We start from the raw sequence: 26,402 nt of genomic DNA, 5'->3' as shown, positions 1-26,402 counted from the left end.
GCCTCCTCCTGGTCTGGGCCGCAGGTTACCCGTCGGTACGACGACGGGCGAAGTACCGGTCGCCGACCCGCTGCACCTCGAGCGCCGAGCCGAACGCGGCCGACAGGTTCTCGCTGGTCAACACGTCCTCGAGCAGGCCATGCGCGACCACCGCACCGTCGGAGAGCAGCAGCAGGTGGGTGAAGCCGGGCGGGATCTCCTCCACGTGGTGGGTGACCAGGATCGTGGCCGGAGCATCCGGATCGGCGGCCAGCTCGGCCAGCCGGGCCACCAGATCCTCCCGGCCGCCGAGGTCCAGCCCGGCCGCCGGCTCATCCAGGAGCAGCAGTTCCGGATCGGTCATCAGCGCGCGGGCGATCAGCGTGCGCTTGCGCTCCCCTTCGGACAGTGTGCCGAACCGTCGGTCCCCCAGGTGGGCGACGCCGAGCGCCTTCATCAGCTCCGCCGCCCGGGCGGTGTCGGTCGTCTCGTACTCCTCGCGCCACCGGCCGAGCACCGCGTAGCCGGCGCTGACCACCAGATCGGCCACCCGCTCCTCGCCCGGCACCCGGGTGAGCAACGCCGCCGAGCAGAACCCGATCCGCGGCCGCAGCTCGAACACGTCCACCCGGCCGAGTCGCTCGCCGAGCACGTGCACCTGACCCGTCGTGGGATGCAGCTCGGCGGCGGCGAGGCGCAGCAGGGTCGTCTTCCCGGCCCCGTTCGCGCCGAGCACCACCCAGCGCTCGTCCAGCTCGACCTGCCAGTCCAAACCGGTGAGCAGGTGCGTCGTGCCCCGGCGAACGCCGACGTTCGTCATCCGGATCACAAGATCGTCAACCGAGTCGGCCACGCGCCCTATTCAACACGTAACGCCGGGGGCAGCGACTCGGCATGCACGATGCCCAGTCGTTGGGTGGCCCGGGTGAGCGCGACGTACAGGTCGGCCGGCCGCTCGATCCGGGCCGGCTCCACCACGATCACCGCGTCGAACTCCAGGCCCTTGGCCGCGCGCGGGGTGAGCACCGGGCCCGGCACGTCCAGCGCCAGCCCGGGCGGCGCGATCACCGCCACCGCGCCGTCCTCGCCGAGCTCCTTGATCGCGCGGCGAACCGCGTCGGCCAGCTCGCCCGGTTCGACCCGGCGCGCCCACGGCCGCGACCCGGTCCGGCGCACCGGCACCGCCGGAGTCACCTCGGGCACCACCCGCTCGGCCAGCTCCATGATCTCGGCCGGGGTGCGGTAGTTCACGGTCAGCCTGCGGTGCACCCAGCGGTCCGCCACGAACGGCTTGAGCAGGCCGGCCCACGACCGCGCGCCGGCCGTGGACTCCCGCTGGGCCAGGTCGCCGACGATCGTGATCGACCGGCTCGGGCAGCGCCGCATGACCACCCGCCAGTCCATCTCGGACAGCTCCTGCGCCTCGTCCACCACCACGTGGCCGTAGGCCCACTCCCGGTCGGCCGCGGCCCGCTCGGCCAGCGTCCGGTGGTCCAGCTCGACGTGCCGCTCGGCCAGTTGCTCGGCGCTCAGCACGTCGACCGCCCGCAGCAGCTCCTCGTCCGGGTCCTCGTCGGTGTCCAGGATCTCCAGCACGCCCTCGGCGTAGGCGACCGGATCGTCCTCCTCCGCCGCCGCCTCCGCCTCGAACGGACCGAGGAACTCGGCGGCCTCGTCCAGCAGCGCCGGGTCGGAAACCGTCCAGGCGTCGCCGGCCGCCCGGTACAGCGCCGCAGGCGCGCGGGCGATGGCCAGCCGGGCCGGCGAGGCGAACAGCTCGGCCAGCAGCCGTTCCGGGGTGAGCGCCGGCCAGAGCCGTTCCACCGCGTCCGCCAGCCGCGGATCGGCGGCCAGCTCGGCGCGGATGTCCGGGCCGATCATGTCGAACAGGTCGGGGTCGATCTGCTCGACGGCCTGCCGGGTGAGCGCCTCGACCACCTCGGCGGCGAACGTCGCCCTGGCCTGGTTGTGCCGCAGGCCGGTGGACCGGGCCTGATCCCGCGCCTTGGCGGCGAGGAACCAGTCCACGGCCACGGTCACGTCGTCCAGCTCGATCTCGATCGGGTCGTCCGGCAGCTCCTGCCGGTCGGCGACCGCGGCGGCCAGCACGTCGACCATGGTCACCGAGCCCTTGATCCGCCGGATCTCGGGCGTCTCCTCGGCGGTGGTGACCAGGCCCGGCCACAGCTCCCCGGGCGTGGCGAACACCACGTCGGTCTCGCCGAGCGAGGGCAGCACGTCGCCGATGTAGCGCAGGAAGCCCGGATTCGGGCCGATGATCAGCACGCCGGACCGGGACAGCCGCTCGCGCTGGTGGTAGAGCAGGTAGGCGACCCGGTGCAGGGCGACCGCGGTCTTGCCGGTGCCCGGGCCGCCTTCGATCACCACCACCCCGCGGTGCGCCAGCCGGATGATCTCGTCCTGCTCGGCCTGGATGGTCGCGACGATGTCGCGCATGGTGCCGTCGCGCGGCGCGTTCAGCGCGGCCAGCAGCGAGGTGTCCGCGCCATTCGCCGCCTCGACGTCCAGCAAATCGTCATGAAAATCGATAATCCGGCGTCCACTCGTGCGAAAATGCCGGCGCCGGACCAGCCCTTCCGGATGGGCGCCGGTGGCGCAGTAGAATGGCCGCGACGCGGGCGCGCGCCAATCCATCAGCAATGGCTCGTAGTCGGCTTTCTCGTCGAACAGGCCCACCCGGCCGATGTAGGCGCGGCCACCGCCTGCGTGGTCGATCCGCCCGAAGCACAACCCGGTCTCCGCCCGATACAGGCGGCTGGCCTGCTCGGACAGCGCGCGCACGACGATCTCCCTGCGGTAACGCAGCTCCGGTTCGGTCTCCGAACTGTTCCGCAGGGTCCGGTCGAGCTCGGCGGACACCGCGCTTCGCTCGGCGTCGAGACGCTCGTAGAGAAACCGCACGTATTCGCGTTCCGCCGGCAATTCCCGGTTTGACAAGAGGCCCTCTCATCTGCTATAATCAATCCACTTCAAACGGCGTTGTCGAAATTGTCGATGGCGCCGATTTTCTATTATGACCGCGTTGTCAAGGCGTGCAGCCCGCTTGCCCGGTTGCGCAACCCTGGTACCCGCCGCCGCGCCGGTGGAGATCTACTTGCCGGCATGGGACAGGGATTCGTTGCGGACACCGCGGCGCTCGCGACCCGGGTCGGCGAGCTGCGCGCCGTGGCCGGTGAGGTCTCCGGCGCCTGCTCGGCGCTCGAGGTGAACGGCGGCGACCTCGGGCCGGGGGACATCGGTGCGGCGGTGGCCGAGGTGGTCGGCCAGTGGCGGGACAACCTGGGCAAGATGACCGACAAGATCAACACGATTGCCGGCAACGTCAGCTCCGCCGTCACCAACTACGACCTGATCGAGCAGCAGGGCGCCGAGCAGATGCGCGCGCTCGCCGAGGGCAAGGTCGTCGAGTCCCAGCTGGACGTGCTGCGCGGCGCCGCCGCCGTGCTGCTGGCCAACCGGGGAGGCAAGCCATGAGCGCGGGTCGTAGCTTTCCGGCGCTCGGGTTCGACCCGGCCGAGGGCGACAATGGCGCGGTGCAGACCGCGCTGCTGTCCATCGCCACCGCGCTGCAGACCATCGTCGCCACGCTGCCCCGGCTGGAGGAGGCGGCGAAGATCACCGACGACGCCGAGTGGGGCGGCAGCGCGGCCGAGGAGTTCAGCGACCACGGCGACGACCTGCCGATGGCGCTGGGCAAGGGCGCCGAGTCGATGGGCGCGGTGTCCGAGGCGCTGGCCACCTGGGCCGGGCAGCTCGTCGCCAACCAGGCCCAGGCCGACGACCTTGAGCGCACGGCCAAGAAGCTCAAGGAACAGATCAAGGCGGCCGAGGCGGACCTCACCGAGGCGGCCGGCGCCATCCCACGGGACACCAGCCACCCGCAGTACGACGCCCGGTACACCGCCTATCTCGGCGCGGTGGACAAGTGCGCCAAGCTGGACGACGCGCTGACCCGGGTGATCGACGAGGCCAAGCGGCTGCGGGCCAAGCACCGCCGGCAGGCCGACGCGGCCGCGGACAAGATCCGCAGCGGCCCGGACGACGGGTTCGAGCCGGAGAACGACGCCTGGTACGTGCAGACCCTTGACGGCGTGTCCAAGGTGTCCGGCATCGTCTCGGCGGCCACCGCGGCGGCCGCGGCCGGACTGGCGATCACCGGGGTCGGTGCGCCGGCCGCGGCCGTGCTCGGCGCGGTCGCCACCGGGACCGGCGGGATCAGCCTGCTGGCCGGCGTCGGGCAGCGGGTGGCCGGTTCCCGCAACGCACCGGGCAACATCGACCTGCTGCTGAACGCGCTGCCGGCCCGGACGGTCACCTCGGGCGCGATCGGCGGGGTCAAGGGGCTGGCCCGACCCACGCTCGAGGCCGGCCGGCTGCGCAAGGGGGTCGACGGCCTGCGGGAGGGCGCCGTGGACGGCTTCACCGCCGCCGGCTACCCGCTCTACCTCAAGCACCTCACCGAGTACGGCCAACTGGCCCGCAAGCACGGCCTGAGTCAGGCGCTACGGCACAAGATCGCCACCGACGGCGCGATCAAGGTGCTGAGCGGCAACGACAAGCTCGCCGCCGAGGCGTTCGTGCAGTCGGTGGACGCCACGGTGCGCACCATCGAGGCGTCCGGCACCCACCTCAGCCCGGCGCAGAAGCGGGAGCTCGAGCTGCTCAAGGTGCTGGCCAACCCCACGCAGACGCAGCTGGAGAACAGCGGGATCAAGGCGACCGCCGACGCGATCAAGGGCAAGTGACCATGCGCCTCGCCATGCCGGACACCGTTCGGACGCTGCCCCTGTGCGAGCCGGCCCGGGCCGTCCAGGAGTACGCGAAGATCATCGCGGAGCTGCGGGACGCGCCCGACGGATCCGCCGCCGACCTGGAGGCGGTCGCCAGCGAGGCGGTGGACGCCGCGCGGGCGGGCGGGGCGTTCCTGATGGCCGTGGTCACCCCGCCGGACGCGGCCCCGGCGCTGCTCACCGGGGCGGTGCTCGAGGTGCCGCCGTCCTGGTCGGTGGACACCGCGGAGCTGCTGCGCGACTCGCTCGAGGACGTCGGCGGTCCGGACGTGCGGGAGACGATCACCCTGGACACCGGCCTCGGCCCGGCCGTGATCGTGCAGCGGGTGCCGGGCGCCGAGCAGGCCCGCGAGCGCCGTCCGCTCGCGTTGCAGCTCCAGGCGTTCATCCCCGAGCCGGGTACCGGCCGCATGCTGCTGCTCACCCTGGCCTGCCCGTCCGCAGCGGGCTGGGCGGCCCACCAGCTCCTGTTCGGCCAGCTGGTCGCCTCCGCCAACGCCTCCCGGCATCTTCCGCCCCCCATCGAGGACTCCTTCGAACACCACACCTACCGGCTCTGAGCCGGCGGTCGGGTCGGGTGTCGGCGGGTGCGGTAATGATGTAGGAGTGTCCGTTCCGCGTCCGCCCACCGGGGTGCTGCCCGGTCGCCCGTTCCCGCTCGGCGCGCATCCCGAGGCGGGCGGGGTGCGGTTCGCGGTCTCCTCGTCCGTGGCCGAGGCGATCGAGCTGTGCCTGGTCGGCCCGGACGGCACCGAACGGCGGGTGGAGCTGACCGAGCGCACCTTCGGCATCTGGCACGGCCTGGTCCCCGGCGTGATCCCCGGCCAGCGCTACGGCTACCGGGTGCACGGCCGGTACGACCCGGTCCGCGGCGTGCGCTGCAACCCGGCCAAGATCCTGGTCGACCCGTACGCCCGGCGAATCACGTCCGGCCAGCCCGACCTGGACAAGGCGCTCGGCTACCTGGACCATCCGATCACCGGCCGGCCGTCCCCGGTGGACTCCCTCGGGCACGTGCCGCTGTCCGTGGTCGCCTCGCCGGGCGGGCCGGACCCGGGGATCAAGCCGGACGTCCCGTTCGAGGAGATGGTGATCTACGAGCTGCACGTGCGCGGGTTCACCAGGACCCATCCGGACGTGCCGGCCCACCAGCGCGGCACCTACCTCGGCCTCACCCATCCGTCCGTTGTGGACTATCTGGTCCGGCTCGGGGTGACCTCGGTCGAGCTGATGCCGGTGCACGCCTTCGCCGACGAGCCGTCGCTGCTGCGCACCGGCCGGCACAACTACTGGGGCTACTCCACGCTCGGGTTCTTCGCCCCGCATCCCGGCTACGCCAGCGTTCCCGGCCGCGAGGCGGTGGAGTTCCGCACGATGGTCGCCGCGCTGCACGCCGCCGGCATCGAGGTGCTGCTCGACGTGGTCTACAACCACACCTGCGAGGGCGGGGTCAGCGGGCCGACCCTGTCGCTGCGCGGGCTGGACGCCCCGGCCTACTACCTGCTCGACTCGCACGGGCAGGACGTCGACCTGACCGGCTGCGGCAACACGCTCAACCCGGCCTCCCCCACCGTGGTACGGATGGTCACCGACTCGATGCGCTACTTCGCCGAGGAACTGGGCGTGGACGGGTTCCGGCTGGACCTGGCCACCGCGCTCGGCCGGCCGCACGGCGGCGGGTTCGACCCGTACTCCCCGCTGCTCACCGCGATCGCCTGCGACCCGGTGCTGGCCAGGTGCAAGCTGATCGCCGAGCCGTGGGACGCCACCCCGTCCGGCTACCGGATCGGTCAGTTCGCTCCACAGTGGACGGAGTGGAACGGCCGGTTCCGGGACGGTGTCCGGGATTTCTGGCGTGGCGCTGTCGGCGTGCGCGACCTGGCCTACCGGCTGTCCGGCTCGGAGGACCTGTACGCGGCCAACACCCGGCGGCCCTGGGCGTCGATCAACTTCATCACCGCGCACGACGGGTTCACACTGCGCGACCTGGTTTCCTACAACCACAAGCACAACCAAGCCAACGGCGAGGACGGCCGGGACGGCGCGAACGACAACCGGTCCTGGAACTGCGGCGTGGAGGGCGAGACCGACGACGCCGCGGTGCTCGAGCTGCGCGATCGCCAGGCGCGCAACCTGATGGCCACGATGCTGCTGTCCACCGGCACCCCGATGCTGTGCGCGGGCGACGAACGGTGGCGCACCCAGCGGGGCAACAACAACCCGTACTGCGTGGACGACGAGACCTCCTGGCTGGACTGGACGGACCCGCCGCGGGCCGCGGACATGCTGGCCTTCACCAGAAGGCTCACCCTGCTGCGGGCCGACTCGCCCGCGCTGCGCCAGCCGCAGTTCTTCGACGGCCGGCCGACCCACTCGGGCGAGCCGGACCTGGTCTGGTTCCGCCCGGACGGCAAGCCGATGACCGACGCGGACTGGTTCGACGACACCCGGCGCACGCTCGGCATGTGGATCGACGGGTCGGAGAGCCTGTCCCGGGACCGGGAGGGCCAGCAGGTGCCGGACGACTCGTGGCTGCTGGTGCTGCACGCCGGCGAGGCGCCGACCGAGGTGGTGCTGCCCAGCGTGCACTACGGCCGGCGGTTCGAGCCTGTGCTGGACACCAGCACCCCGCGCGGTGTCCCGGCGTCGGTGCGGCCGCTGCGGCCCGGCGAGATCGTGCCGTTGCCGGCTCGAGTTCTGCTGGTGTTCCGGGCCACCCGTACCACGCGCTGAGACGGCTGGCCGGGCCGGCGCCGGGCGTGTCAAGATCGGCCCATGACCCGGTCACCGAGCCTGCTGAGCTGGCGTGACCGCACGGTCGACCTGCTCCTGGTGGCGTCGTGCGGTTGTACCGCCGCGCTCTTCCCCCGCACACCACCATGTCTTTCACCAGGAGCGAATGATGACGGCCCCGGTCACCCAGATCGAACTGCACCACCATGCCCGCCTGCCCCGCCTCGCTGAGCTGCTCGCCCCCCGGCGTCCACAGTGGACACCGGCGGAGCTGCGCGGCCTGACCTCGGCGGTACTCGCCGAGCTGGCCGGGCCGACGTTCGGCCTGCTCCGGTTCGCGAGCCCGGACCGGTGGTGGACCCGGCTCGCGCTGACCGAGGAGGTCGAGCTGTGGCTGCTGTCCTGGCTGCCCGGCCAGGGCACCGCGCCGCACGACCACGGCGGCGCCGCCGGGGCGTTCACCGTGCTGCACGGCGAGCTGGCCGAGACCTTCCGCTACCCGTCCGGCCCGATCCGCAGCGTGCTGCACGGCACCGGCGCCGGGGTCGGGTTCGGTTCCGGCCGGGCGCACCAGGTGCGTAACCTCGGCCCGGGGAAGGCGGCCAGCGTGCACGCCTACTCCCCACCGCTCGTGCCGACCAGGGAATACGCGAGCCTGCGCGACATTCCGGCGGAGATCCCGCCGCTGCCGGCACGTCGCCCGCTCGCCGAACTCAGATTGGAGCCCGTCGAACCGTGAGCGAGGAGATGCCATGAGCCGCGTCGACGAGTTGCTGGAGCAGGCTCGGGCGCAGCTGGTCCGGGTGAGCCCGGACCAGGCCGAGCTGCTGCGTGGCCGGGGCGCCCTGGTGGTGGACATCCGGCCGGAGGCCAACCGAGCCGCGGAGGGCGAGATCCCGGGCGCGGTGCCGGTGGAGCGGATCGTGCTCGAGTGGCGGCTCGACCCGAACGGCGAGCACCGGATGTCCGGCTTCACCGCGGACAGCATCGTGATCGTGGTCTGCAACGAGGGCTACTCCTCCAGTCTCGCCGCCCGCGACCTGCAGGCGCTCGGCCTGCACCGGGCCACCGATCTGATCGGCGGTTTCCGCGCCTGGCGCGCCGCCGGGCTGCCGGTGGTGGCCGGTCCGACCCCCGCCGTGACGTGACCATCCCGTACTACAACGGGCTCGAGGTGGACCGGGCGACCGGCCGCCGCGGCGACCGCGGATGGATCGCCGGCCTGCTCGAGGATTCGGCGACCACGGTGCTGCCGATGTGGCGGGACCGGTGCCTGGTGGCGGCCGGGCATCCGGTCCGGTTGCGGCCGGCGGCGGCCGGTGCCGACCCGGTGCTGCTCGGCCTGGACGGCGGGCGCGCGGTGTTCGCGGTGGATCTGTCCGAACTGGACGAACGCGCGGCGCTCGAGGCGGCCGGGGCGGACACGGCGGTGGACACCCGCGGCCTGGTGCCGACGCTGTCGCCCGCGGAGTGCGGGTTGCTGGCCTACGCAAGGGGAATCCTGCACTGGAACCGCAACCAGCGGTTCTGCGGTACCTGCGGCGGGCGCACCGAGGTGCGCGAGGCCGGCCACCTGCGCGGCTGCCTGGACTGTGACCGGCTGCTGTTTCCCAAGATCGAGCCGGCGGTGATCGTGCTGGTCGAGCTGCCCGGCACACCGAACCGCTGCCTGCTCGGCCGGCACCGGGGCGCCGGGCCGGACCGGTTCAGCACCCTGGCCGGGTTCGTCGAGATCGGCGAGAGCCTGGAGGACGCGGTCCGGCGCGAGGTCGCCGAGGAGGCCGGCGTCGCGGTTTCCGCGGTGCGCTACCAGGGATCCCAGGCCTGGCCGTTTCCGGCCGGCATCATGCTCGGCTTCCGGGCCGTCGCGGCCGCGCCGGACATCGCCGCCGACGGCGCGGAACTGGCCGAGGCGCGCTGGTTCAGCCCGGCCGAACTGCGCGCCCGGCTGGCCGACCCGGCCACCGGCGGCCCGTACCGGGTGGACTCGATCGGCCAGATCCTCATCGAGAACTGGTTGGCGGACAACGAGTAACCGTGCAGGAATCCCGGACTAGCCCCGCGGGATGTCGCGCCCGGTCGGCCGGTACTCGATCAGCAGGATCCGGCCGTCCAGCACCCGGTGGTCGACCAGCTCCAGCTCGGCGGACGCCACACCCGCGAACGCCGGCTCCCGGCCCGAGGTCCCCACCAGCAGCGGGAAGGTCATCAGCCGCAACCGGTCCACCAGGCCGGCATCGCACAGCTGCCGCGCCACGGAAAGACTTCCCACGGTGCGCACCGCGACGTCGCCGTCCTGCTTGAGCCTTCGGACCTCGGCGCGCGGATCCTCCCGGCAGATCCGGGTGTTCGGCCACGCGCTGGTCGAAAGCGTCGAGGAGAACACCACCTTGTCCAACTCGGTCATCCGCCGCCACGACTCGTCGCGCGCCTCGTCCGGCAGCCCCGCGAGCGCCTCGTAGGTTCGCCGCCCGAACACCATCAGCTGCGGCAGCGCCAGCTCGGTGGTGATCCACTCGTCCAGCTCCGACCCGAAGTATCCGAAGTACCCGGGCGAGTCCGCACTGCCCGCCCACCCGTCGACCGAGAGGAACACATCGACCGTCAGCGTCTGCATGGCTGACCATCATGCCGCGCCGGACACCGCCACCCATCAGCAGCCGCCCACCCGTGGCGCGGTGCCGGTAGCCTGGATCGCGATGGGGAAGCGGAACCCGGCGGATCAGGTGGGGCAGCGGATCGGACTGCTGCTCGCCGCGTTGCTGGCCGCGCTCTCCCTGCTGTCCATCGCCGCCGGTCCGGTGCCCGCCGGTGCCGGCGAGCGGGACGCCGGCGTGGCGGCCGGCACGTCCGGCCCGCACGCGACCGCACCGTCCGGCTCGTCGATCCGGCCGATCGCGATGCCGATCGTGCCGCGCACGTCCAACCCGGCCGAGCTGGTCCCGTTCGCGACCCTGCCGCACACCGTGGCGTCGGCGGTCCTGGTCCGGTCCGGCCCGTGCCAGCACACCCTCCCGTCCGCCCTGCACCCGGCGATGCGCCCCGCGGAAGGCGACCGGGCGCCGCCATCCGGTAGCCGGATCGTCTGACTCCTTGCGGTGCCGCGGCCTTGCCGCGCCCGCTGCCGGTTGCCGGTGCGCGGATCCCGCGCGCCGATCCCCATCGTCTGTCCTCTGTGGAGGGTTTGTCATGTCGCGCACCACCGCGCGACGTGGACTGGTCGGGCGCGCCGTCGTGTCCGCCATCGTCCTCGTCGCATCCGTCTACCTGTTGCTGACCACCGCCCCGCGCCTGGGTCTGGACCTGCGCGGCGGAACCCAGATCGTGTTGCGGACCCACGACTCACCGACTGCGGTCGCCGACGCCGAGGCCACCGACCGGACGCTGGAGGTGTTGCGCCGCCGGGTGGACGCCCTCGGCGTGGCCGAGCCACTGCTGCTGCGCTCCGGCACCGACCGGATCATCGTCGAGCTGCCCGGGGTGCAGGATCCCGCCGCGGCCACGGAGGTGATCGGCCGGACCGCGCAGTTGTCCTTCCATCCGGTGCTGTCGGTGCAGCCGCCCGGTACCGCGCCGGCCGGCCCGGCCGTCGACGGCAGCCGGGTGCTCGCCGACGAGGACGGGCGGCCGGTGCGGGTCGGGCCGGCGATGTTCAGCGGTGCCGGGGTCGCCGAGGCCCGCAGCGGCACCGACCCGCAGTCCGGACCGGGCTGGCATGTCGCCGTCGAGTTCCACGACGACGCCGCCCGCACCTGGGAACGGCTGACCGCGCGGGCCGCGTGCTCGGCACCGGGTGAGCCGACCCGCCGGGTGGCCATCGTGCTGGACGAGGAGATCATCTCCTCGCCGCAGCTGAACCCGACCATCCGCTGCGGCGTCGGGATCACCGGCGGCCCCACCCTGATCACCGGCCAGTTCTCCCGGTCCGAGGCCGCGGACCTGGCGCTGCTGATCAAGGCCGGCGCCCTGCCGGTGCCGGTCGAGATCATCGAGCAGCGCACCGTGGGCCCGACGCTGGGCGCCGCCGCGATCTCCGACAGCGCCCGCGCCGCCGTGATCGGGCTCGCCCTGACCGCGGTGTTCCTGCTCGCGGTCTACTGGCTGGCCGGCTCCGTCGCGGTGCTCGCGCTGCTCGGCTACGCCACGATCTCCTACGCCGCGCTGCTGGCGCTGGGCGCCACCCTCACCCTGCCCGGGTTGGCCGGGCTGGTGCTGGCCATCGGCATGGCCGTCGACGCCACCGTGCTGGTCTTCGAACGCACCCGGGAGGAGTACGCGGCTGGCCGCACCGGCTCGCTGGCCCGCGCCGTCGACCGCGGCTTCCGCGGGGCGCGGTCGGCCATCGTGGACTCCAGCGTGACCACCCTGCTGGCCGCCGGGCTGCTGTTCTGGCTGGCCTCCGGGCCGGTCCGGGGCTTCGGCGTCACCCTCGGCATCGGCGTGCTCGCCGCCATGTTCACCACGTTGGTGCTCACCCGGCTGCTGCTGCACCTCGCCCTGCGCGCCGGCCTCGGCGCACATCCACGCTGGTCCGGCCTGACCCGCGCGGGTCGGGTCCGCCGCTGGGTCAACCGCCGCGACCCCGGCTTCCTGTCCCGGCCCGGCCGCTGGCTGCTCGCCGCCGGCACCGCCGTCGCCCTGGCCATCGCCGGCCTGATCGTCGCCGGCCCCCAACTGGGCGTGGAGTTCACCGGCGGCCGGGTCCTCGAGTACGCCACCCCGGCCGCCGCCGACGTCGAGCAGGTCCGCTCCGCGGTCGCCGGCGCCGGGTTCCCGCGCGCCGTCGTCCAGTCCTCCGGCGACACCGCCGTGACCATCCGCACCGAGCCGATGGATCAGGCCGCCGCCGAACGGGTCCGGGACGCCGTCGCCACCGTCACCGGCGCGGCGACGACCATCCGCGACGAACAGATCGGCCCCAGCCTCGGCGCGGAACTGCGCACCAAGGCCCTGATCGCGCTCGGCACCGCCGTGCTGGCCCAGCTCGGCTACCTCGCCGTGCGCTTCGACTGGCGCCTCGGCCTGGCCACCGTCGTCGCCCTCACTCAGGACGTCCTGATCATCCTCGGGGTCTTCGCCTGGCTCGGCAAAACCATGGACGGCGTGTTCCTGGCCGCCCTGCTCACCGTGATCGGCTACTCGGTGAACGACTCGGTCGTCGTCTTCGACCGCCTCCGCGAACTCCGCGCACAATCACCCCGAACCCCGTATCCCCAAGCCATGGGTCGCGCCATCCTGCAAACCCTCCCGCGCACCGTCAACACCGGCATCGGCGTCCTGTTCGTCCTCACCACCCTCCTGCTCTTGGGCGACGGCTCCCTCGCCGACTTCGCCCTCGCCCTCCTCCTCGGCCTCCTCGCCGGCACCATCTCCACCATCGCCACCGCCGCCCCGGTCGCCATCCTGCTCAACCACCGCTACCCCACCAGGGCCGGCTCCTGATCGATCCGGACTCTGGCCGGACCGGAGCGGCGTGATCTACGGTGCGGACCATGGCCTGGTTACGAATCATCGCGCGGCGGGAGGCGGAGGGGGCGCTCGCCGAGGTGTACGCGGCGATGGCGGCCAGGCCGATTCCCGAGGTCTACCGGCCGCCGCACGAGGATGCGCCGGGGATCGTGCGGGCGCACAGCCTGGACGCGGAGCTGATGCGCCGGACGTTCGCGATCTCGGGGTCGCTGCACCGGTCGGGGTTGAGCTGGGCGGACCGGGAGCTGGTCAGCAGCGTCACCTCACGCACCAACCAGTGCTTCTATTGAACGTCGGCTCACGCAGAGTTTCTGCGTGCCGCCAGCGGCGATGCCGCGCTGTCCGAGGCCGTCCTCAAGGGCGAGGACGACCGGCTGCCGGAGCGGGACGCCGCCCTTGCCCGGCTGGCCGCCACCCTGACCGCACGGCCGTGGGCGGTCACGGCCGAGTTGGCCCAGGCCGAACTCGGCACCGAGGACGTCGAGACGGCCGTGGTCGTGGTGGCCATGTTCAACTACCTGACCCGGGTGGCCGACGCCTCGGGCATCGAGTTCGACTACGCCTCACCGCTGCCGGCGTTCACGCCCCGGCGGGACCAGCAACCGGTGCCCCGGCCGGACCGCACCTCCTGGCCGGTGGTCCCCGTCGAGTTCCGGGTCCACCCGGCCGTCGCCGACGCCTGGCAGAGCTGGCGCGGCTATCTGTTCGACACCGACGAGCCGCTCACCCGGCGCGAGCGCCGGCTGCTCGCGGCCGCCGCCGCGCAGGAATGCTGCGACCGCGCCCGCGCCGACGAACTGACCGGGCACACCCCACGCGACGACCGGGAAACCCTGCTGGACACCTTCGCCCGCAAGCTCAGTCGCACCCCCTGGCAGATGGCGCCCACCGACCTGCAAGCCCTGCGCGCCGCCGGCTACCCCGAACCCGCACTGCTGCACACGATCTCCGTCGTGGCCCTGCAGAACGCCGAGTCCCGCCTGGCCATGGGCCGGTATCTGACCCGCTGACGCGCGCCGCCGGTCAGCTCGCCGCCGCCTCGACCCGGCGCCGGAGCAGACAGAACTCGTTCCCCTCCGGGTCGACCAACACGTGCCACGACTCGTCGCCGGTCTGGCCGATGTCGGCCCTGCGCGCACCGGCGGCGAGCAGCCGCTCCAGTTCCGCGTCCTGATCGCGGTCGGTCGGGTTCACGTCGATGTGCAGCGGCAGCTTCCCGCGCTTGGGCTCGGTGCTGCGGCTCAACACCAGCGTGGGCTGCGGCCCGCCGAAGCCGACCCCGGGCGGCCCGATCTCCACATCCTCGCCCTCCCGACCGAGTTCGACGTAACCGAGGACTTCACACCAGAAATCCGCCAACCGCTGCGGGTCGGCACAGTCGAGGACGAGCTCGGTGATCCTGCAGGCCACCCCGCGACCCTACGCGCGCCGGACTCGTCCGCCGAGCCGGCCGAAACCAGGTGCGGCCAGGATCACCGGCCGGCGGGACGGGCGCGGAGGTGGGCGCGTTCGCCTTGTTTGCCGAAGAGACTGAGGAACTCGACGGGGTGGGGGTCGGCGGCGCCGAACCAGTGCGGGGTTCGGGTGTCGAACTCGGCGGCTTCGCCGGGGGTGAGGATCAGGTCGTGCTCGCCGAGGATGAATCGCAGTCGTCCATTGAGGACGTAGAGCCACTCGTAGCCTTCGTGGGTCTGGGGTTCGGGTTCCCGGCGGTGGGTGCTGGCGGGCAGCACGAGCTTGTAGGCCTGGATTCCGCCGGCCCGGCGGGTGAGCGGGATCATGATCATGCCGTGTCGGGTGACCGGGCGCAGGTGCACCCGCGGGTCGCCGGTGGGCGGGGCGTCGACCAGTTCGTCGAGGGTGACGCCGTGCGCCCGGGCCAACGGGAGCAGCAGTTCGAGGGTCGGCCGGCGGGCGCCGGACTCCAGCCGGGACAGCGTGCTCACCGAGATGCCGGTGGCCGCGGCGAGTTCGGCCAGGGTGGCCTCGCGCTGCCGGCGCAGCGCGCGCAGCCGGGGGCCCACCGCGTCGAGTGCGCCGTCGAGGTCGTCGTCCACCCGGCCGAGTTTGCCATATCGGCAACTTAGTTTGCCAAACCGGCCGGCTCCGGGGCATGGTCGGCGGCCAAGGAGGTGGTCACGATGACCGAACAGGACTACGACGTGGTGGTGATCGGCGGCGGCGCCGCGGGGTTGTCCGGGGCACTCATGCTGGCCCGGTCGCGCCGGTCGGTGCTGGTGATCGACGCCGCCGACCCGCGCAACGCGCCGGCCGGCGCGGTGCACGGGCTGCTCGGCCGAGACGGCACACCGCCGGCCGAGTTGCTGGCCCGCGGCCGGGCGGAGGTCCGGTCGTACGGTGGGCAACTGGCGACCGGCGAGGTGCGCACCGTGGACCGCGCCGCCGGCCGGTTCGCGGTGACCCTGGCCGACGACCGGACGGTTCTGGCCCGCCGGCTGCTGGTCGCCACCGGGCTGACCGACCGGCTACCCGACATCCCGGGGCTGCGCGAGCGGTGGGGCCGGGACGTGGTGCACTGCCCGTACTGCCACGGCTGGGAGGTGCGCGACCAGCCCATCGGCGTGCTGGCCACCGGGCCGATGGCGATGCATCAGACGCTGCTGTTCCGGCAGCTGAGCGCCGACGTCGTGTACTTCTCGCACACCCGGCCGCCGACCCCGGACGAGGCCGAACAGCTCGCCGCCCGCGGCATCCGCGTGGTGGACGGCGAGGTGGCGGCGGTGGACGTCGCCGGGGACCGGATCACCGGCGTGCGGCTGCGCGACGGCACCGTGGTCGCCCGCGGGGTGCTCGTCGTCGCCACCCGGATGACCGCGCGCACCGGCCCGCTGGCGGCGCTGGGCCTGCGGGCCGAGGAGCACCCGTCCGGGATGGGCGAGCACATTCCGGCCGACGCCACCGGCCGAACCGGCGTCCCCGGGGTCTGGGTCGCCGGCAACGTCACCGATCTGTCCGCCCAGGTCGGTACCGCCGCGGCGGCCGGCGCCACCGCCGCCGCCCAGATCAACGCCGACCTGGTCGCCGAGGAAGCCCAGCAGGCCGTCGCCGCCGCCCGCGGCCGGTTCCCGGCCGGCTCCGAGTCGCGGCCGGCCGAGCCGGCGGCCGGCAACCGGCGGCACGGTAGGTAGCACACCTGGGGGTAACTGGAGTGCCGTTGCCCTTTTGGTCGCGCGGTGGGTCATGGGGCCGGCCGACGCGACGGCGTAGCGTCTGTAGATCGTGGGGTGGTTGAGTCCTGCGCGGGCGCTCGTACTGGTCACGGTGGTTACCCTCGTGGCCGTTGAGTGGTCGGCGCGGGGGATCGCCCTCGGGTTGGCCGGCGCCGTGCTCGGCGTGCTGGTCGGGCTGGTCGGGCTGCAGGCCGGCATGCTGGCCGGCGCGCTGCTGCTCGGGGTGCGGGTGCACCGGGTGGTGATCGGGTTCGGGCCCCGGCTGTTCGAGTGGGGCAGCGCGGCGCGGCCGGTGGTGCTGCGCGCGGTTCCGCTGCTGCTGTCCGTGTCGGTGGGACCATGGCGGGCGCCGGTGCGGCCGCGGATGTGGGGCGCGGCCCTGTGCTCGGCCCTCGGCGGGGCGGTGGCGGCCGGCGTCGCGGTGGGTTCGGCCGTCCAGACCGACCAGGCGGTCGCGCACGGGGTGGCGATCACCAGCTGCCTCGTGGTGGCGTACGCGCTGGTGCCGCGCAAGACGGCCAGCTCGACCTCGACCGGGTGGCTGCTGTTCCGGCTGCACAAGCTCTCCGGCCGGGAGGTGCGCCAGCTGGAGGCGGCGCCGCTGACCGGCCAGGCCGTGGACGCCGCGCGCAACGGCGATCTGGTCACCGCCGAGCGGATGGCGCTGCGGCTGGCCAAGCTCTACCCCGACCTGCGCACCGCGATCGCCGCCCGGATCGTGGTGCTCGAGGCGCAGGGCCGCTACGTCGAGGCGATGGTGCTTGCGGTGAAGCTCGCCTCCCAGCTCGACCAGGAGCCGCACGAGGCCGCGGTGTCGTTCGCCGCGCTCGCCGGACTGGCCTGCACCACCGTGGAGGCCGGCCAGCTCGACTCGGAGCTGGGCCTGTCCACCGCATCGACGGCGCTGTCCAACGCCGAGACCCTCGGCTACCCCAGCCACAAGCTCAACGGCTGCCGGGCCCTGCTCGCCCTGCTGCGCGGCAACCTCGACCGGGCGATCTCCCTCGCCCGCCTGGCCGCGGGCGCCGGCGACGACGTGCTCGGCCGCGCCGACGACCTGGCCACCCTGGCCCGTGCGCACATGGCCGCCGGTGACAACCGCGCCGCCCGCGCCATCATCGGCGAGGCCGAGAAGCTGGTCCCCTGGTGGCCCCGGGTGGCCAGCACCCGCAGCCGCCTCGAGGTGTGCTGAGCGGGACGCCTCAGGCGAGCACCACGCGGCTCAGCTCGGCCGGGGTGGCGAGCAGTTCGTGCCGGGGCAGCACGCGCGCGGTGACGCCGATCGAGCCGGTGTGCGGGAGCGCGAGCTCACCGGCGTAACGGCCGTCCGGCTCCGGGCTCATGGTCGCGGTCACCACGTCGATCAGCTCGTCGGTGTCACCGACCCGGCCCACCACGGCCTGCACCTCGACGTCGGCCGGGTCCAGGCCGGCCAGGTCGACCCTGGCGTACACCCGGATCCGCTGCCCCACCACCGGCGCGCCGCCGTCGTCGATGCTCAGCTCGGTGTCGGTGATCCGGATGTGCGGCCAGGCCCCGGCCAACCGCGCCCGGTACGCGGCCAGGTCGCGCGCGAGCTTGTAGCCGTCCGAGGTGGCCCGGCCGACCGCGGTGGCCGCCGGGGTGTAGTGCGACTCCACGTACTCCCGCACCATCCGGGACGCCTGCAGCCGCGGCCCGAGCGAGGCCAGCGTGTGCCGCACCCGGGCCAGCCACCTGGCCGGCACGCCGTCGTCGCCGCGCTCGTAGAACAACGGCGCCACCTGCGCGCCGATCAGCTCGTAGAGCGCGGCCGCCTCCAGGTCGTCGCGCCGCACCGGATCGCTCACGCCGTCCGCGGTCGGGATCGCCCAACCGTTGGTGCCGTCGGAAAGCTCGTCCCACCAACCGTCCCGAATGGACAGGTTCAGGCCGCCGTTCAACGCCGACTTCATCCCCGAGGTGCCGCACGCCTCCAGCGGCCGCAACGGGTTGTTCAACCACACGTCGCAACCCCAGTACAGGTACCGGGCCATCGACATGTCGTAGTCCGGCAGGAACACGATCCGGTGGCGCACCTCGGGATCGTCCGCGAACCGCACGATCTGCTGGATCAGCGCCTTGCCGCCGTCGTCGGCCGGGTGCGACTTGCCGGCCACCACCAGCTGCATCGGCCGCTCCGGGTGCAGCAGCAACGCCTTGAGCCGGGCGGGATCGCGCAGCATCAGCGTGAGCCGCTTGTACGTGGGCACCCGGCGGGCGAAGCCGACGGTGAGCACGTCCGGGTCGAACACGGTCTCGGTCCAGCCAAGCTCGAGCGCGGACGCGCCGCGCTGCAGCCAGGCCGCCCGCACCCGCCTGCGCACCTCGTGCACCAGCCGCTCGCGCAGCCCGCAGCGCAGCTCCCAGAGCTGCGCGTCGGTCGCCGGCCGCAGCCCGTCCGGCCCGATCTCCGCGCCCGGCTCCGATTCGCCGAGCAGGCTGGTCATCTCGCGCGCCGCCCAGGTCGGCCCGTGTACGCCGTTGGTTACCGAGCTGATCGGCACCTCCTCGGTGTCGAAGCCGCGCCACAGGTTGCCGAACATCTCCCGGCTGACCTGACCGTGCAGCCGGGACACCCCGTTGGCCCGCTGGGCCAGCCGCAGTCCCATGTGCGCCATGTTGAACATGCCGACGTTCTCCTCGGCGCCCAACGCGAGCACCCGGTGCACGTCGATGCCGGGCAGCAGCGAGCCGTCGCCGAAATAGTGCTGCACCAGGTCGATCGGGAACCGGTCGATGCCCGCCGGCACCGGGGTGTGCGTGGTGAACACGGTCCCGGCGCGCACCGAGGACAGCGCCTGGTCGAAGTCGAGCCCCTCGCCGGAGACCAGCTCGCGCACCCGCTCGAGGCCGAGGAACCCGGCGTGCCCCTCGTTGGTGTGGAACACCTCCGGCTGCACGTGGCCGGTCAGCTCGCAGTAGGTGCGCACCGCCCGCACGCCGCCGATCCCGGCCAGGATCTCCTGCCGGATCCGGTGGTCCTGGTCGCCGCCGTAGAGTCGGTCGGTCACGCCGCGCAGGTCGTCGTCGTTGTCCTCGATGTCGGAGTCCAGCAGCAGCAACGGAACCCGGCCGACGCTGGCCTTCCAGATCCGGGCCCGCAGGATCCGCGAGCCGGGCATGGACACGTGCACGAGGATCGGCGCGCCGGACGGCTCGACCAGCGGCTCGAGCGGCAACGCGTTCGGGTCGATCACCGGGTAGTGCTCGACCTGCCAGCCGTCCAGGGACAGCGACTGGCGGAAGTAACCCAACCGGTAGAGCAGCCCGACGCCGATGAGCGGCACCCCCAGGTCGGACGCGGCCTTGAGGTGGTCGCCGGCCAGCACGCCGAGGCCACCGGAGTAGTTCGGCAGCGCCTCGGTGACGCCGAACTCCATGGAGAAGTACGCGATCGAGTCGGGCATCCGCACCGGACCGTGGTCCTGCGCGTGCAGCTCGCCGACCCGCCGCTGGTACCACCGCGGCTCGGTCAGGTAGCTGCGCAGGTCGTCGCACACCGCCGAGGTTCTGGCCAGGAACTCGGAGTCGGCGGCCAGCGCCTCGAGCCGCTCGGCGGGAACCGAGGCGAGCAGCCGCAGCGGGTCGCCCAGCCGCTCCCAGGCCCGCGGGTCGACCGCGGCGAACAGATCCTGGGTGGGCGGGTGCCAGGTCCAGCGCAGGTTGGTGGCCAGCGTCCGGAGCTCGGCCAACGGTTCCGGCAACCCGGCCCGCACGGTGAAACGACGTACTGCTCTCATCCTGGCGACCTTAGAGCACCCACGATGATCCGGATTCGACGACCTGTATCGAGCAAGCACCCCACCGGCCGGGCAGACTTGTAGCAGAGTGCCGACGAGGACGGAGGGCACCGCCGGTGAGTGGCCGACTGGGCATCGACGACGTCGTCCCCGTGGTCAGCTGTGGCCGTTACCCCGCGAAGGCGGTGGTCGGCGAGCACGTTCCGGTGTTCGCGACGGTGTGGCGCGAGGGACACGACGCGGTGGCCGCCACGGTCGCCTGGCGCGGCCCGAACGACGGGTCGGAGCGGCGGACCCGGATGGTGCCGCACGGCATCGGGCTGGACCGCTGGACGGCCACGATCGTCCCGGACGCGCCGGGTTCCTGGACGTTCCGAGTGGACGCCTGGAGCGACCCGTGGGCGACCTGGCGGCACACGGTCGAGGTGAAGGTCGCCGCGGCGCAGGGCCCCGAGGAACTGGCCAACGACCTGGAAACCGGGGCCCGGCTGCTGGAGCGCGCGGCCAAGGAGGTGGCCGGCACGCCCAACGCCGAGGAGGAGCGCGGCCTGCTGCTGGCCGCGGCGGAGTCGCTGCGCCAGACCCGCCGCCCGCTGCCGGCCCGGATCGCCGAGTCGATGTCCGAGCCGGTGCACCGGCTGATGGTCGAGCGGCCGATCCGCGAGCTGGTCACCGCGGGTGACGAGTACGAGATCCAGGTGGACCGGACCCGGGCGCTGTTCGGCTCCTGGTACGAGCTGTTCCCCCGGTCGACCGGCGGGGTGGACGAGGCGGGCAAGCCGGTGCACGGCACGTTCCGCACGGCCATGGACGAGCTGGACCGGATCGCCCGGATGGGCTTCGACATCGTCTACCTGCCGCCGATCCACCCGATCGGCCGGTTCAACCGCAAGGGCCCCAACAACAGCGTGATCTCGGTGCCGGAGGACGTCGGCTCGCCGTGGGCGATCGGCGCGGCCGAGGGCGGGCACGACGCGATCCATCCCAAGCTGGGCACGCTGGCCGACTTCCGGGCGTTCGTGGCGCGGACCCGCAAGCTGGGCATGGAGGTGGCGCTGGACTTCGCGCTGCAGTGCGCGCCGGACCATCCGTGGGTGCGGGCGCACCCGGAGTGGTTCACCACCCGGCCGGACGGGACGATCGCCTACGCGGAGAACCCGCCCAAGAAGTACCAGGACATCTACCCGCTGAACTTCGACAACGACCCCGAGGGCGCCTACGCCGAGATGCTGCGGGTGGTGCTGCACTGGGTGGCGCAGGGGGTCCGGGTGTTCCGGGTGGACAACCCGCACACCAAGCCGCCGGACTTCTGGCACTGGCTGATCGGCAAGGTCAAGGCGGTCGAGCCGGACGTGCTGTTCCTGTCCGAGGCGTTCACCCGGCCGGCTCGGCTCTACGGCCTTGCCCGGCTGGGGTTCACCCAGTCCTACACGTACTTCACCTGGCGCACGCACAAGCAGGAGCTGATCGAGTTCGGGATGGAGCTGGTCGAGCACGCCCACGAGGCGCGGCCCAACCTGTTCGTGAACACCCCGGACATCCTGCACGCGTCGCTGCAGTACGGCGGCCCGGCGATGTTCGCGTTACGGGCGGCGCTGGCCGCGACGCTGGCCCCGAGCTGGGGTGTGTACTCCGGCTACGAACTGTTCGAGCACCAGGCGGTGCGCGAGGGCAGCGAGGAGTACCTGGACTCGGAGAAGTATCAGCTGCGGCCGCGGGACTTCGCCGGGGCGCTCGCCGACGGGCGCTCGCTCGAGCCGTGGATCACCCGGCTGAACTCGGTCCGGCGCGCGCATCCGGCCCTGCAGCAGCTGCGCACGCTGCGGTTCCACGACATCCAGAACCACGCGATGATCGCCTACTCGAAGGTGGACCCGGGCTCCGGCGACACCGTGATCGTGGTGGTCACGCTGGACTCGCAGCACCCGCAGGACGGCACCCTGTGGCTGGACCTGCCCGCGCTCGGGATCGACTGGTCGGACCGGTTCACCGTGCGCGACGAGGTCAGCGGCGAGACCTGGGAGTGGGGCCAGGCCAACTACGTGCGGCTCGACCCGCACCACGCGGTGGCGCACATCCTGAGCGTGATCAAACCGTCCGCACGCCATACGTAAGCCTCTAGTCGCGGAGGGTGATCAACACTTAGGGTCAGCGCATGCTTACCCGACCCTGCACCATTCTGTCCGCTGCCGTTTTAGGCATCGCCGCGTTGGTGGTCACCCCGTCCGCCACCGCGGCGCCGGCTCCCGCGCCGGCCCCCGCTCCCGTGCCCGCCATCGAACTCGGCTGCGGCGAGGACGCACACGCCGCCGCCCGCTCACGCCCCGGCCACGCCGCGGTGGAACGCAACGAGGTCAGCCCCGCCGAGGCCGCCGCGATGGAACGCGCGCTGCACGCCAAGCTCGCCAGCACCGGCGGGTTCCGGGTCGCCGCGGCCACGATCCCCGTGGTGTTCCACGTGGTCTCCGCGACCAACGGCACCGGCAACGTCTCCGACGCCGCGATCGCCGCGCAGATCGCCGAGATGAACCAGAACTTCGCCGGCCAGGAGGCACCCGGCGTCGCCGCCAACACCGGGTTCTCCTTCGTCCTGCAGTCCACCCGCCGGCACGTCAACAACGCCTGGTTCAACGACCCCGACTCGGCGGCCGGTGAGCGGGCCCTGAAGACCGCCACCCGGGTGGGCGACGCCGGCACGCTCAACATCTGGTCCACCAACACGAGTTTCCTCGGCTACGCCACCTTCCCGTCCAGCTACGCCAGCGCGCCCAGCCTGGACGGTGTCGTGATCCAGTGGGGCTCGCTGCCCGGCGGCCCGATCGCGAACTTCAACCTCGGCAAGACCGCCACCCACGAGGTCGGCCACTGGCTCGGGCTGTTCCACACCTTCCAGGGCGGCTGCAGCACGACCAACGACCGGGTCGCGGACACGCCCGCGCAGCGCAGCCCGACCGACGGCTGTCCGGTGGGCAAGAACACCTGCTCGGCAGCGGGTGTCGACCCGATCCACAACTACATGGATTACTCCTTCGACAGCTGCTACAACCAGTTCACTCCCGGCCAGTCCACCCGCATGAACAGTTCCTGGAACGCCTTCCGGGCCTGACTGGCAATCGGCGGGCCCGTCGGGAATGATCACTCCCGCCGGGCCCGCCAGACCTGTTGTCCTGCGAGATCCGTCCGGCGTGATAACGATGGACACGACCAATGACGGCCGCGCAGGAATGGGTCTGAGATGACGGAGCCCTTAGGCGAACCACGTCCGGATGCGGCGCTCGGCCTGGCCGGCGTCCCGCATACCGGCGAGGCGTTCACCGAGGACGGTCACCTGATCGAGCCGCAGGCCGGCGACTTCCGGCACGCCCGCGCGGCGCAGCCGGACCCCGCCTGGTACCAGACCGCGGTGTTCTACGAGGTGCTGGTCCGGGCGTTCAACGACTCCAACAACGACGGCACCGGCGACCTGCGCGGGCTCGCCGACAAGCTGGACTACCTGGACTGGCTGGGCATCGACTGCCTGTGGCTGCCGCCGTTCTACGCCTCGCCGCTGCGCGACGGCGGCTACGACATCAGCGACTTCCGCGCCGTGCTGCCCGAGTTCGGTGACGTCGACGACTTCGTCTACCTGCTGGACCAGGCGCACCGGCGGGGCATCCGGGTGATCACCGACCTGGTGCTCAACCACACCTCCGACGCCCACCCGTGGTTCCAGGAATCCCGCAATCACCCGGGCGGCCCGTACGGCGGCTACTACGTGTGGGCCGACCATGACACCGGCTACCCCAAGGCACGGATCATCTTCGTCGACACGGAGAGCTCCAACTGGACCTACGACCCGGTGCGCGGCCAGTTCTACTGGCACCGGTTCTTCTCCCACCAGCCGGACCTGAACTACGAGAATCCCGATGTCCAGGAGGCGATGCTGGACGTCCTGCGGTTCTGGCTGGACCTGGGCATCGACGGGTTCCGGCTGGACGCGGTGCCCTACCTGTTCGAGGCCGAGGGCACCAACTGCGAGAACCTGCCGCGCACGCACGAGTTCCTCAAGCGCTGCCGCAAGGTGGTCGACGACGAGTACCCGGGCCGGGTGCTGTTGGCCGAGGCCAACCAGTGGCCGGCCGACGTGGTGGAGTACTTCGGCGACCCGGGCTCCGGCGGCGACGAGTGCCACATGGCCTTCCACTTCCCGCTGATGCCGCGGATCTTCATGGCCGTGCGGCGCGAGTCCCGGTTCCCGATCTCGGAGATCCTGGCCCAGACCCCGCAGATCCCTTCGCACTGCCAGTGGGGCATCTTCCTGCGCAACCACGACGAGCTGACCCTGGAGATGGTCACCGACGAGGAACGCGACTACATGTACGCCGAGTACGCCAAGGATCCGCGGATGAAGGCGAACATCGGCATCCGGCGCCGGCTGGCCCCGCTGCTGGACAACGACCGCAACCAGCAGGAACTGTTCACCGCGCTGCTGCTCTCGCTGCCCGGCTCGCCGGTGCTCTACTACGGCGACGAGATCGGCATGGGCGACAACATCTGGCTGGGCGACCGGGACGGGGTGCGCACCCCGATGCAGTGGACCCCGGACCGCAACGCCGGGTTCTCCCGCTGCGACCCCGGCCGGCTCTACCTGCCGGTGATCATGGACCCGGTCTACGGCTTCCAGGCGCTCAACGTGGAGGCCCACTCCAACAACGGTTCCTCGCTGCTGCACTGGACCCGGCGAATGCTGCAGGTCCGCCGCGAGCACGCCGCGTTCGGGCTCGGCGACTTCACCGAGCTGGGCTCGTCCAACCCGAGCGTGCTGGCCTACCTGCGCCGCTGGGTGGACCCCAGCACCGGCGACGAGGACCTGGTCGTCTGCGTGAACAACCTGTCCCGGTTCCCGCAGCCGGTCGAGCTGGACCTGTCCGACCAGACCGGCCGGATCCCGGTCGAGCTGACCGGTGGCGTGGGCTTCCCGCCGATCGGCGAGCTGCCCTACCTGCTGACCCTCCCCGGACACGGGTTCTACTGGTTCCAGATCACCAATCAGGGGGAGGAAGGCGAAGTGCGGTGAGGGAGATTCAGCCTGAGGAACTGGTCGCCGATCTGCACGAGGCGCTGCGCCGGTGGCTGCCCGAGCAGCGCTGGTTCGGGCAGAAGGGCCGGGGCGTCGACGAGATCCGCACGGTGCGCGCGGCGACGGTCATCGACGGCGAGCCTGCCCTGGTGCACGCGCTGGTCGAGGTGAGCGGCGGCGACGTCTACCAGCTCATGATCGGAGTGCGGGAACACCTGAGCGACGTGCTCGGGCACGCGGCCATCGGGCGGTCCGGCGAGCTGTACGCCTACGACGCGCCGCACGACCCGGAGCTGATGGGCCGGCTGCTCGACCTGGTCGTCGCCGGGGAGGACCGCGCCGGGCTGCTGTTCCGCACCGAGCCGGACGCCGAGGTGGAACCCGGCATGCGGGCCCGGCCGGTCGGCGTCGAGCAGAGCAACACCTCGGTGATCTACGGCCAGGACTACATCCTCAAGCTGTACCGCCGGGCGTCCGTCGGCAACAGCCGGGATCTCGAGCTGCATCGTGCGCTGCGCGCCGCGGGCAGCGTGCACATCGCCAACCCGCTCGGCGCCGTGCACGGCTCGCTGACCGGCAGGTCGGTGGTGCTGGCGTTCCTGCAGCGGTTCCTGTCCGACGGCGTGGAGGGCTGGGCGACGGCGACGGCGAGCGTGCGGGACCTGCTGGCCGAGGGCGACCTGCACGCCGACGAGGTGGGCGGGGACTTCGCCGGGGAGGCGGCCCGGCTGGGCACGGCGGTCGCCGAGGTGCACGCCGACCTGGCCAGCGTGCTGGGCAGCGAGCAGGTCGGGGTGGAGCAGATCGCGGCCGAGGTGGACGCCATGCACGCCCGGCTGGACGCCGTGCTTGCCGAGGTGCCGGAGCTGCGGGAGCACGCCGAGGTGCTGCGCATGGCGTTCGACGAGGTCCGCTCGATCGAGGAGCCGGTCGTTGTCCAGCAGGTGCACGGCGACCTGCACCTTGGCCAGGTGATGCGCAGCACGATGGGCTGGGTGCTGATCGACTTCGAGGGCGAGCCGGCGGCCAGCCCGCAGCAGCGGCTGCTGCCCCGCTCGCCGCTGCGGGACGTGGCCGGGATGCTCCGCTCGTTCGACTACGCGGCGTTCCACCTGCTGGCCGGGGCCGAGGAGGACCGCCAGCTGCTGACCAGGGCGACCGAGTGGTCCGACCGAAACCGCAGCGCGTTCTGCGAGGGGTACGCCAAGGTGGCCGGCGACCCACGGGACCAGTACCGGCTGCTGCGCGCGTTCGAGCTGGACAAGGCGGTCTACGAGGTGGCCTACGAGCACCACAACCGCCCGGACTGGCTGCCCATCCCGCTGGTGGCGATCCGGCGCGAGTCTTTTCGGGTGGCCTGACGCCGTCGACTTTCGGAAATGCGGCGACTCTGGTTAAC

General features: G+C 72.5%; 23 protein-coding genes. 17 read left to right on the top strand and 6 right to left on the bottom strand.

Going from position 1 to position 26,402, the window contains the following annotated elements:
- Positions 1-25 precede the first annotated feature (25 nt).
- Both VFV67_RS05600 and VFV67_RS05595 read right to left on the bottom strand, forming a co-directional pair.
- On the bottom strand, positions 26-799 hold the full coding sequence (locus VFV67_RS05600) for an ABC transporter ATP-binding protein (RefSeq protein ID WP_326467834.1): 774 nt from the start codon (positions 797-799) through the stop codon (positions 26-28).
- 38 nt (positions 800-837) lie between these two features.
- On the bottom strand, positions 838-2,901 hold the full coding sequence (locus VFV67_RS05595) for a UvrD-helicase domain-containing protein (RefSeq protein WP_326467720.1): 2,064 nt from the start codon (positions 2,899-2,901) through the stop codon (positions 838-840).
- 201 nt (positions 2,902-3,102) lie between these two features.
- Between VFV67_RS05595 and VFV67_RS05590 the strand changes: the two genes are divergently transcribed.
- The 7 genes from VFV67_RS05590 to nudC all read left to right on the top strand — a co-directional run bounded on the left by VFV67_RS05590 (position 3,103) and on the right by nudC (position 9,558).
- Positions 3,103-3,474, top strand: coding sequence for a WXG100 family type VII secretion target (locus tag VFV67_RS05590; RefSeq protein ID WP_326467719.1), 372 nt, complete (start codon positions 3,103-3,105; stop codon positions 3,472-3,474).
- A complete protein-coding gene (locus VFV67_RS05585; RefSeq protein ID WP_326467718.1) occupies positions 3,471-4,745 on the top strand; it encodes a putative T7SS-secreted protein in 1,275 nt (424 codons plus the stop codon). Before VFV67_RS05590 ends, VFV67_RS05585 begins: the two co-directional genes overlap by 4 nt.
- Complete coding sequence (locus VFV67_RS05580; RefSeq protein ID WP_326467717.1) at positions 4,742-5,350, top strand: hypothetical protein; 609 nt, start codon at positions 4,742-4,744, stop codon at positions 5,348-5,350. The genes VFV67_RS05585 and VFV67_RS05580 overlap by 4 nt, the downstream gene beginning before the upstream one ends.
- A 46-nt stretch (positions 5,351-5,396) precedes the next feature.
- Positions 5,397-7,523 (top strand): glycogen debranching protein GlgX, encoded by a 2,127-nt coding sequence (gene glgX / locus VFV67_RS05575; RefSeq protein WP_326467716.1) that lies wholly within the window; start codon positions 5,397-5,399, stop codon positions 7,521-7,523.
- 169 nt (positions 7,524-7,692) lie between these two features.
- A complete protein-coding gene (locus VFV67_RS05570; RefSeq protein WP_326467714.1) occupies positions 7,693-8,262 on the top strand; it encodes a cysteine dioxygenase family protein in 570 nt (189 codons plus the stop codon).
- 13 nt (positions 8,263-8,275) lie between these two features.
- The gene (locus VFV67_RS05565; RefSeq protein WP_326467713.1) at positions 8,276-8,671 is read left to right on the top strand and encodes a rhodanese-like domain-containing protein; all 396 of its coding nucleotides are present in this window, start codon (positions 8,276-8,278) and stop codon (positions 8,669-8,671) included.
- Positions 8,668-9,558 carry an NAD(+) diphosphatase gene (gene nudC, locus VFV67_RS05560; RefSeq protein WP_326467712.1) on the top strand — a complete coding sequence of 297 codons (891 nt, stop codon included), beginning with the start codon at positions 8,668-8,670 and terminating at the stop codon, positions 9,556-9,558. Before VFV67_RS05565 ends, nudC begins: the two co-directional genes overlap by 4 nt.
- An 18-nt stretch (positions 9,559-9,576) precedes the next feature.
- Here the strand turns inward: nudC and VFV67_RS05555 are convergent, their stop codons facing one another.
- A complete protein-coding gene (locus VFV67_RS05555) occupies positions 9,577-10,140 on the bottom strand; it encodes a dihydrofolate reductase family protein (protein ID WP_326467711.1) in 564 nt (187 codons plus the stop codon).
- Here VFV67_RS05555 and VFV67_RS05550 point away from each other — a divergent pair.
- The 4 genes from VFV67_RS05550 (at position 10,139) to VFV67_RS05535 (ending at position 14,002) form a co-directional block, all read left to right on the top strand.
- Entirely contained in the window at positions 10,139-10,612 is a 474-nt protein-coding gene (locus tag VFV67_RS05550; protein ID WP_326467709.1) for a hypothetical protein, read from the top strand. The two genes, VFV67_RS05555 and VFV67_RS05550, sit on opposite strands and share 2 nt — an antisense overlap.
- 100 nt (positions 10,613-10,712) lie before the next feature.
- Positions 10,713-12,965 carry a protein translocase subunit SecD gene (gene secD, locus VFV67_RS05545; RefSeq protein WP_326467708.1) on the top strand — a complete coding sequence of 751 codons (2,253 nt, stop codon included), beginning with the start codon at positions 10,713-10,715 and terminating at the stop codon, positions 12,963-12,965.
- Between the two features lie 50 nt (positions 12,966-13,015).
- Positions 13,016-13,282: a hypothetical protein gene (locus tag VFV67_RS05540; protein ID WP_326467707.1), complete on the top strand. Its 267-nt coding sequence runs from the start codon at positions 13,016-13,018 to the stop codon at positions 13,280-13,282.
- 159 nt (positions 13,283-13,441) lie between these two features.
- Positions 13,442-14,002, top strand: coding sequence for a hypothetical protein (locus VFV67_RS05535; protein ID WP_326467706.1), 561 nt, complete (start codon positions 13,442-13,444; stop codon positions 14,000-14,002).
- Between the two features lie 13 nt (positions 14,003-14,015).
- Here the strand turns inward: VFV67_RS05535 and VFV67_RS05530 are convergent, their stop codons facing one another.
- Positions 14,016-14,402 (bottom strand): VOC family protein, encoded by a 387-nt coding sequence (locus VFV67_RS05530; RefSeq protein ID WP_326467705.1) that lies wholly within the window; start codon positions 14,400-14,402, stop codon positions 14,016-14,018.
- 62 nt (positions 14,403-14,464) lie between these two features.
- A complete protein-coding gene (locus VFV67_RS05525) occupies positions 14,465-15,049 on the bottom strand; it encodes an XRE family transcriptional regulator (protein WP_326467704.1) in 585 nt (194 codons plus the stop codon).
- A gap of 84 nt (positions 15,050-15,133) precedes the next feature.
- On the opposite strand from VFV67_RS05525, the gene VFV67_RS05520 reads away from it, so the two are divergent.
- Together VFV67_RS05520 and VFV67_RS05515 are read left to right on the top strand one after the other, a co-directional pair.
- Positions 15,134-16,141, top strand: coding sequence for an NAD(P)/FAD-dependent oxidoreductase (locus VFV67_RS05520; RefSeq protein ID WP_326467703.1), 1,008 nt, complete (start codon positions 15,134-15,136; stop codon positions 16,139-16,141).
- A 145-nt stretch (positions 16,142-16,286) separates the two neighbouring features.
- The gene (locus tag VFV67_RS05515; RefSeq protein ID WP_326467702.1) at positions 16,287-17,375 is read left to right on the top strand and encodes a hypothetical protein; all 1,089 of its coding nucleotides are present in this window, start codon (positions 16,287-16,289) and stop codon (positions 17,373-17,375) included.
- A 10-nt stretch (positions 17,376-17,385) separates the two neighbouring features.
- Here VFV67_RS05515 and glgP read toward each other — a convergent pair whose 3' ends face one another.
- Entirely contained in the window at positions 17,386-19,944 is a 2,559-nt protein-coding gene (gene glgP, locus VFV67_RS05510) for an alpha-glucan family phosphorylase (protein ID WP_326467701.1), read from the bottom strand.
- A gap of 116 nt (positions 19,945-20,060) precedes the next feature.
- On the opposite strand from glgP, the gene VFV67_RS05505 reads away from it, so the two are divergent.
- The 4 genes from VFV67_RS05505 (at position 20,061) to VFV67_RS05490 (ending at position 26,364) form a co-directional block, all read left to right on the top strand.
- Positions 20,061-22,058 (top strand): maltotransferase domain-containing protein, encoded by a 1,998-nt coding sequence (locus VFV67_RS05505; protein ID WP_326467700.1) that lies wholly within the window; start codon positions 20,061-20,063, stop codon positions 22,056-22,058.
- Positions 22,059-22,099: 41 nt separating this feature from the next.
- On the top strand, positions 22,100-23,050 hold the full coding sequence (locus VFV67_RS05500; RefSeq protein ID WP_326467698.1) for a zinc metalloprotease: 951 nt from the start codon (positions 22,100-22,102) through the stop codon (positions 23,048-23,050).
- A 129-nt stretch (positions 23,051-23,179) separates the two neighbouring features.
- A complete protein-coding gene (gene treS, locus VFV67_RS05495; protein WP_326467697.1) occupies positions 23,180-25,000 on the top strand; it encodes a maltose alpha-D-glucosyltransferase in 1,821 nt (606 codons plus the stop codon).
- Positions 24,997-26,364 (top strand): maltokinase N-terminal cap-like domain-containing protein, encoded by a 1,368-nt coding sequence (locus VFV67_RS05490; RefSeq protein ID WP_326467696.1) that lies wholly within the window; start codon positions 24,997-24,999, stop codon positions 26,362-26,364. Before treS ends, VFV67_RS05490 begins: the two co-directional genes overlap by 4 nt.
- Positions 26,365-26,402 lie beyond the last annotated feature (38 nt).

It is taken from the genome of Actinophytocola sp., assembly GCF_035762905.1.
GTDB lineage: Bacteria > Actinomycetota > Actinomycetes > Mycobacteriales > Pseudonocardiaceae > DASYTH01.
Note: the sequence above shows the minus strand (reverse complement) of the source record. Positions and strands in the feature narration are given on the sequence as shown.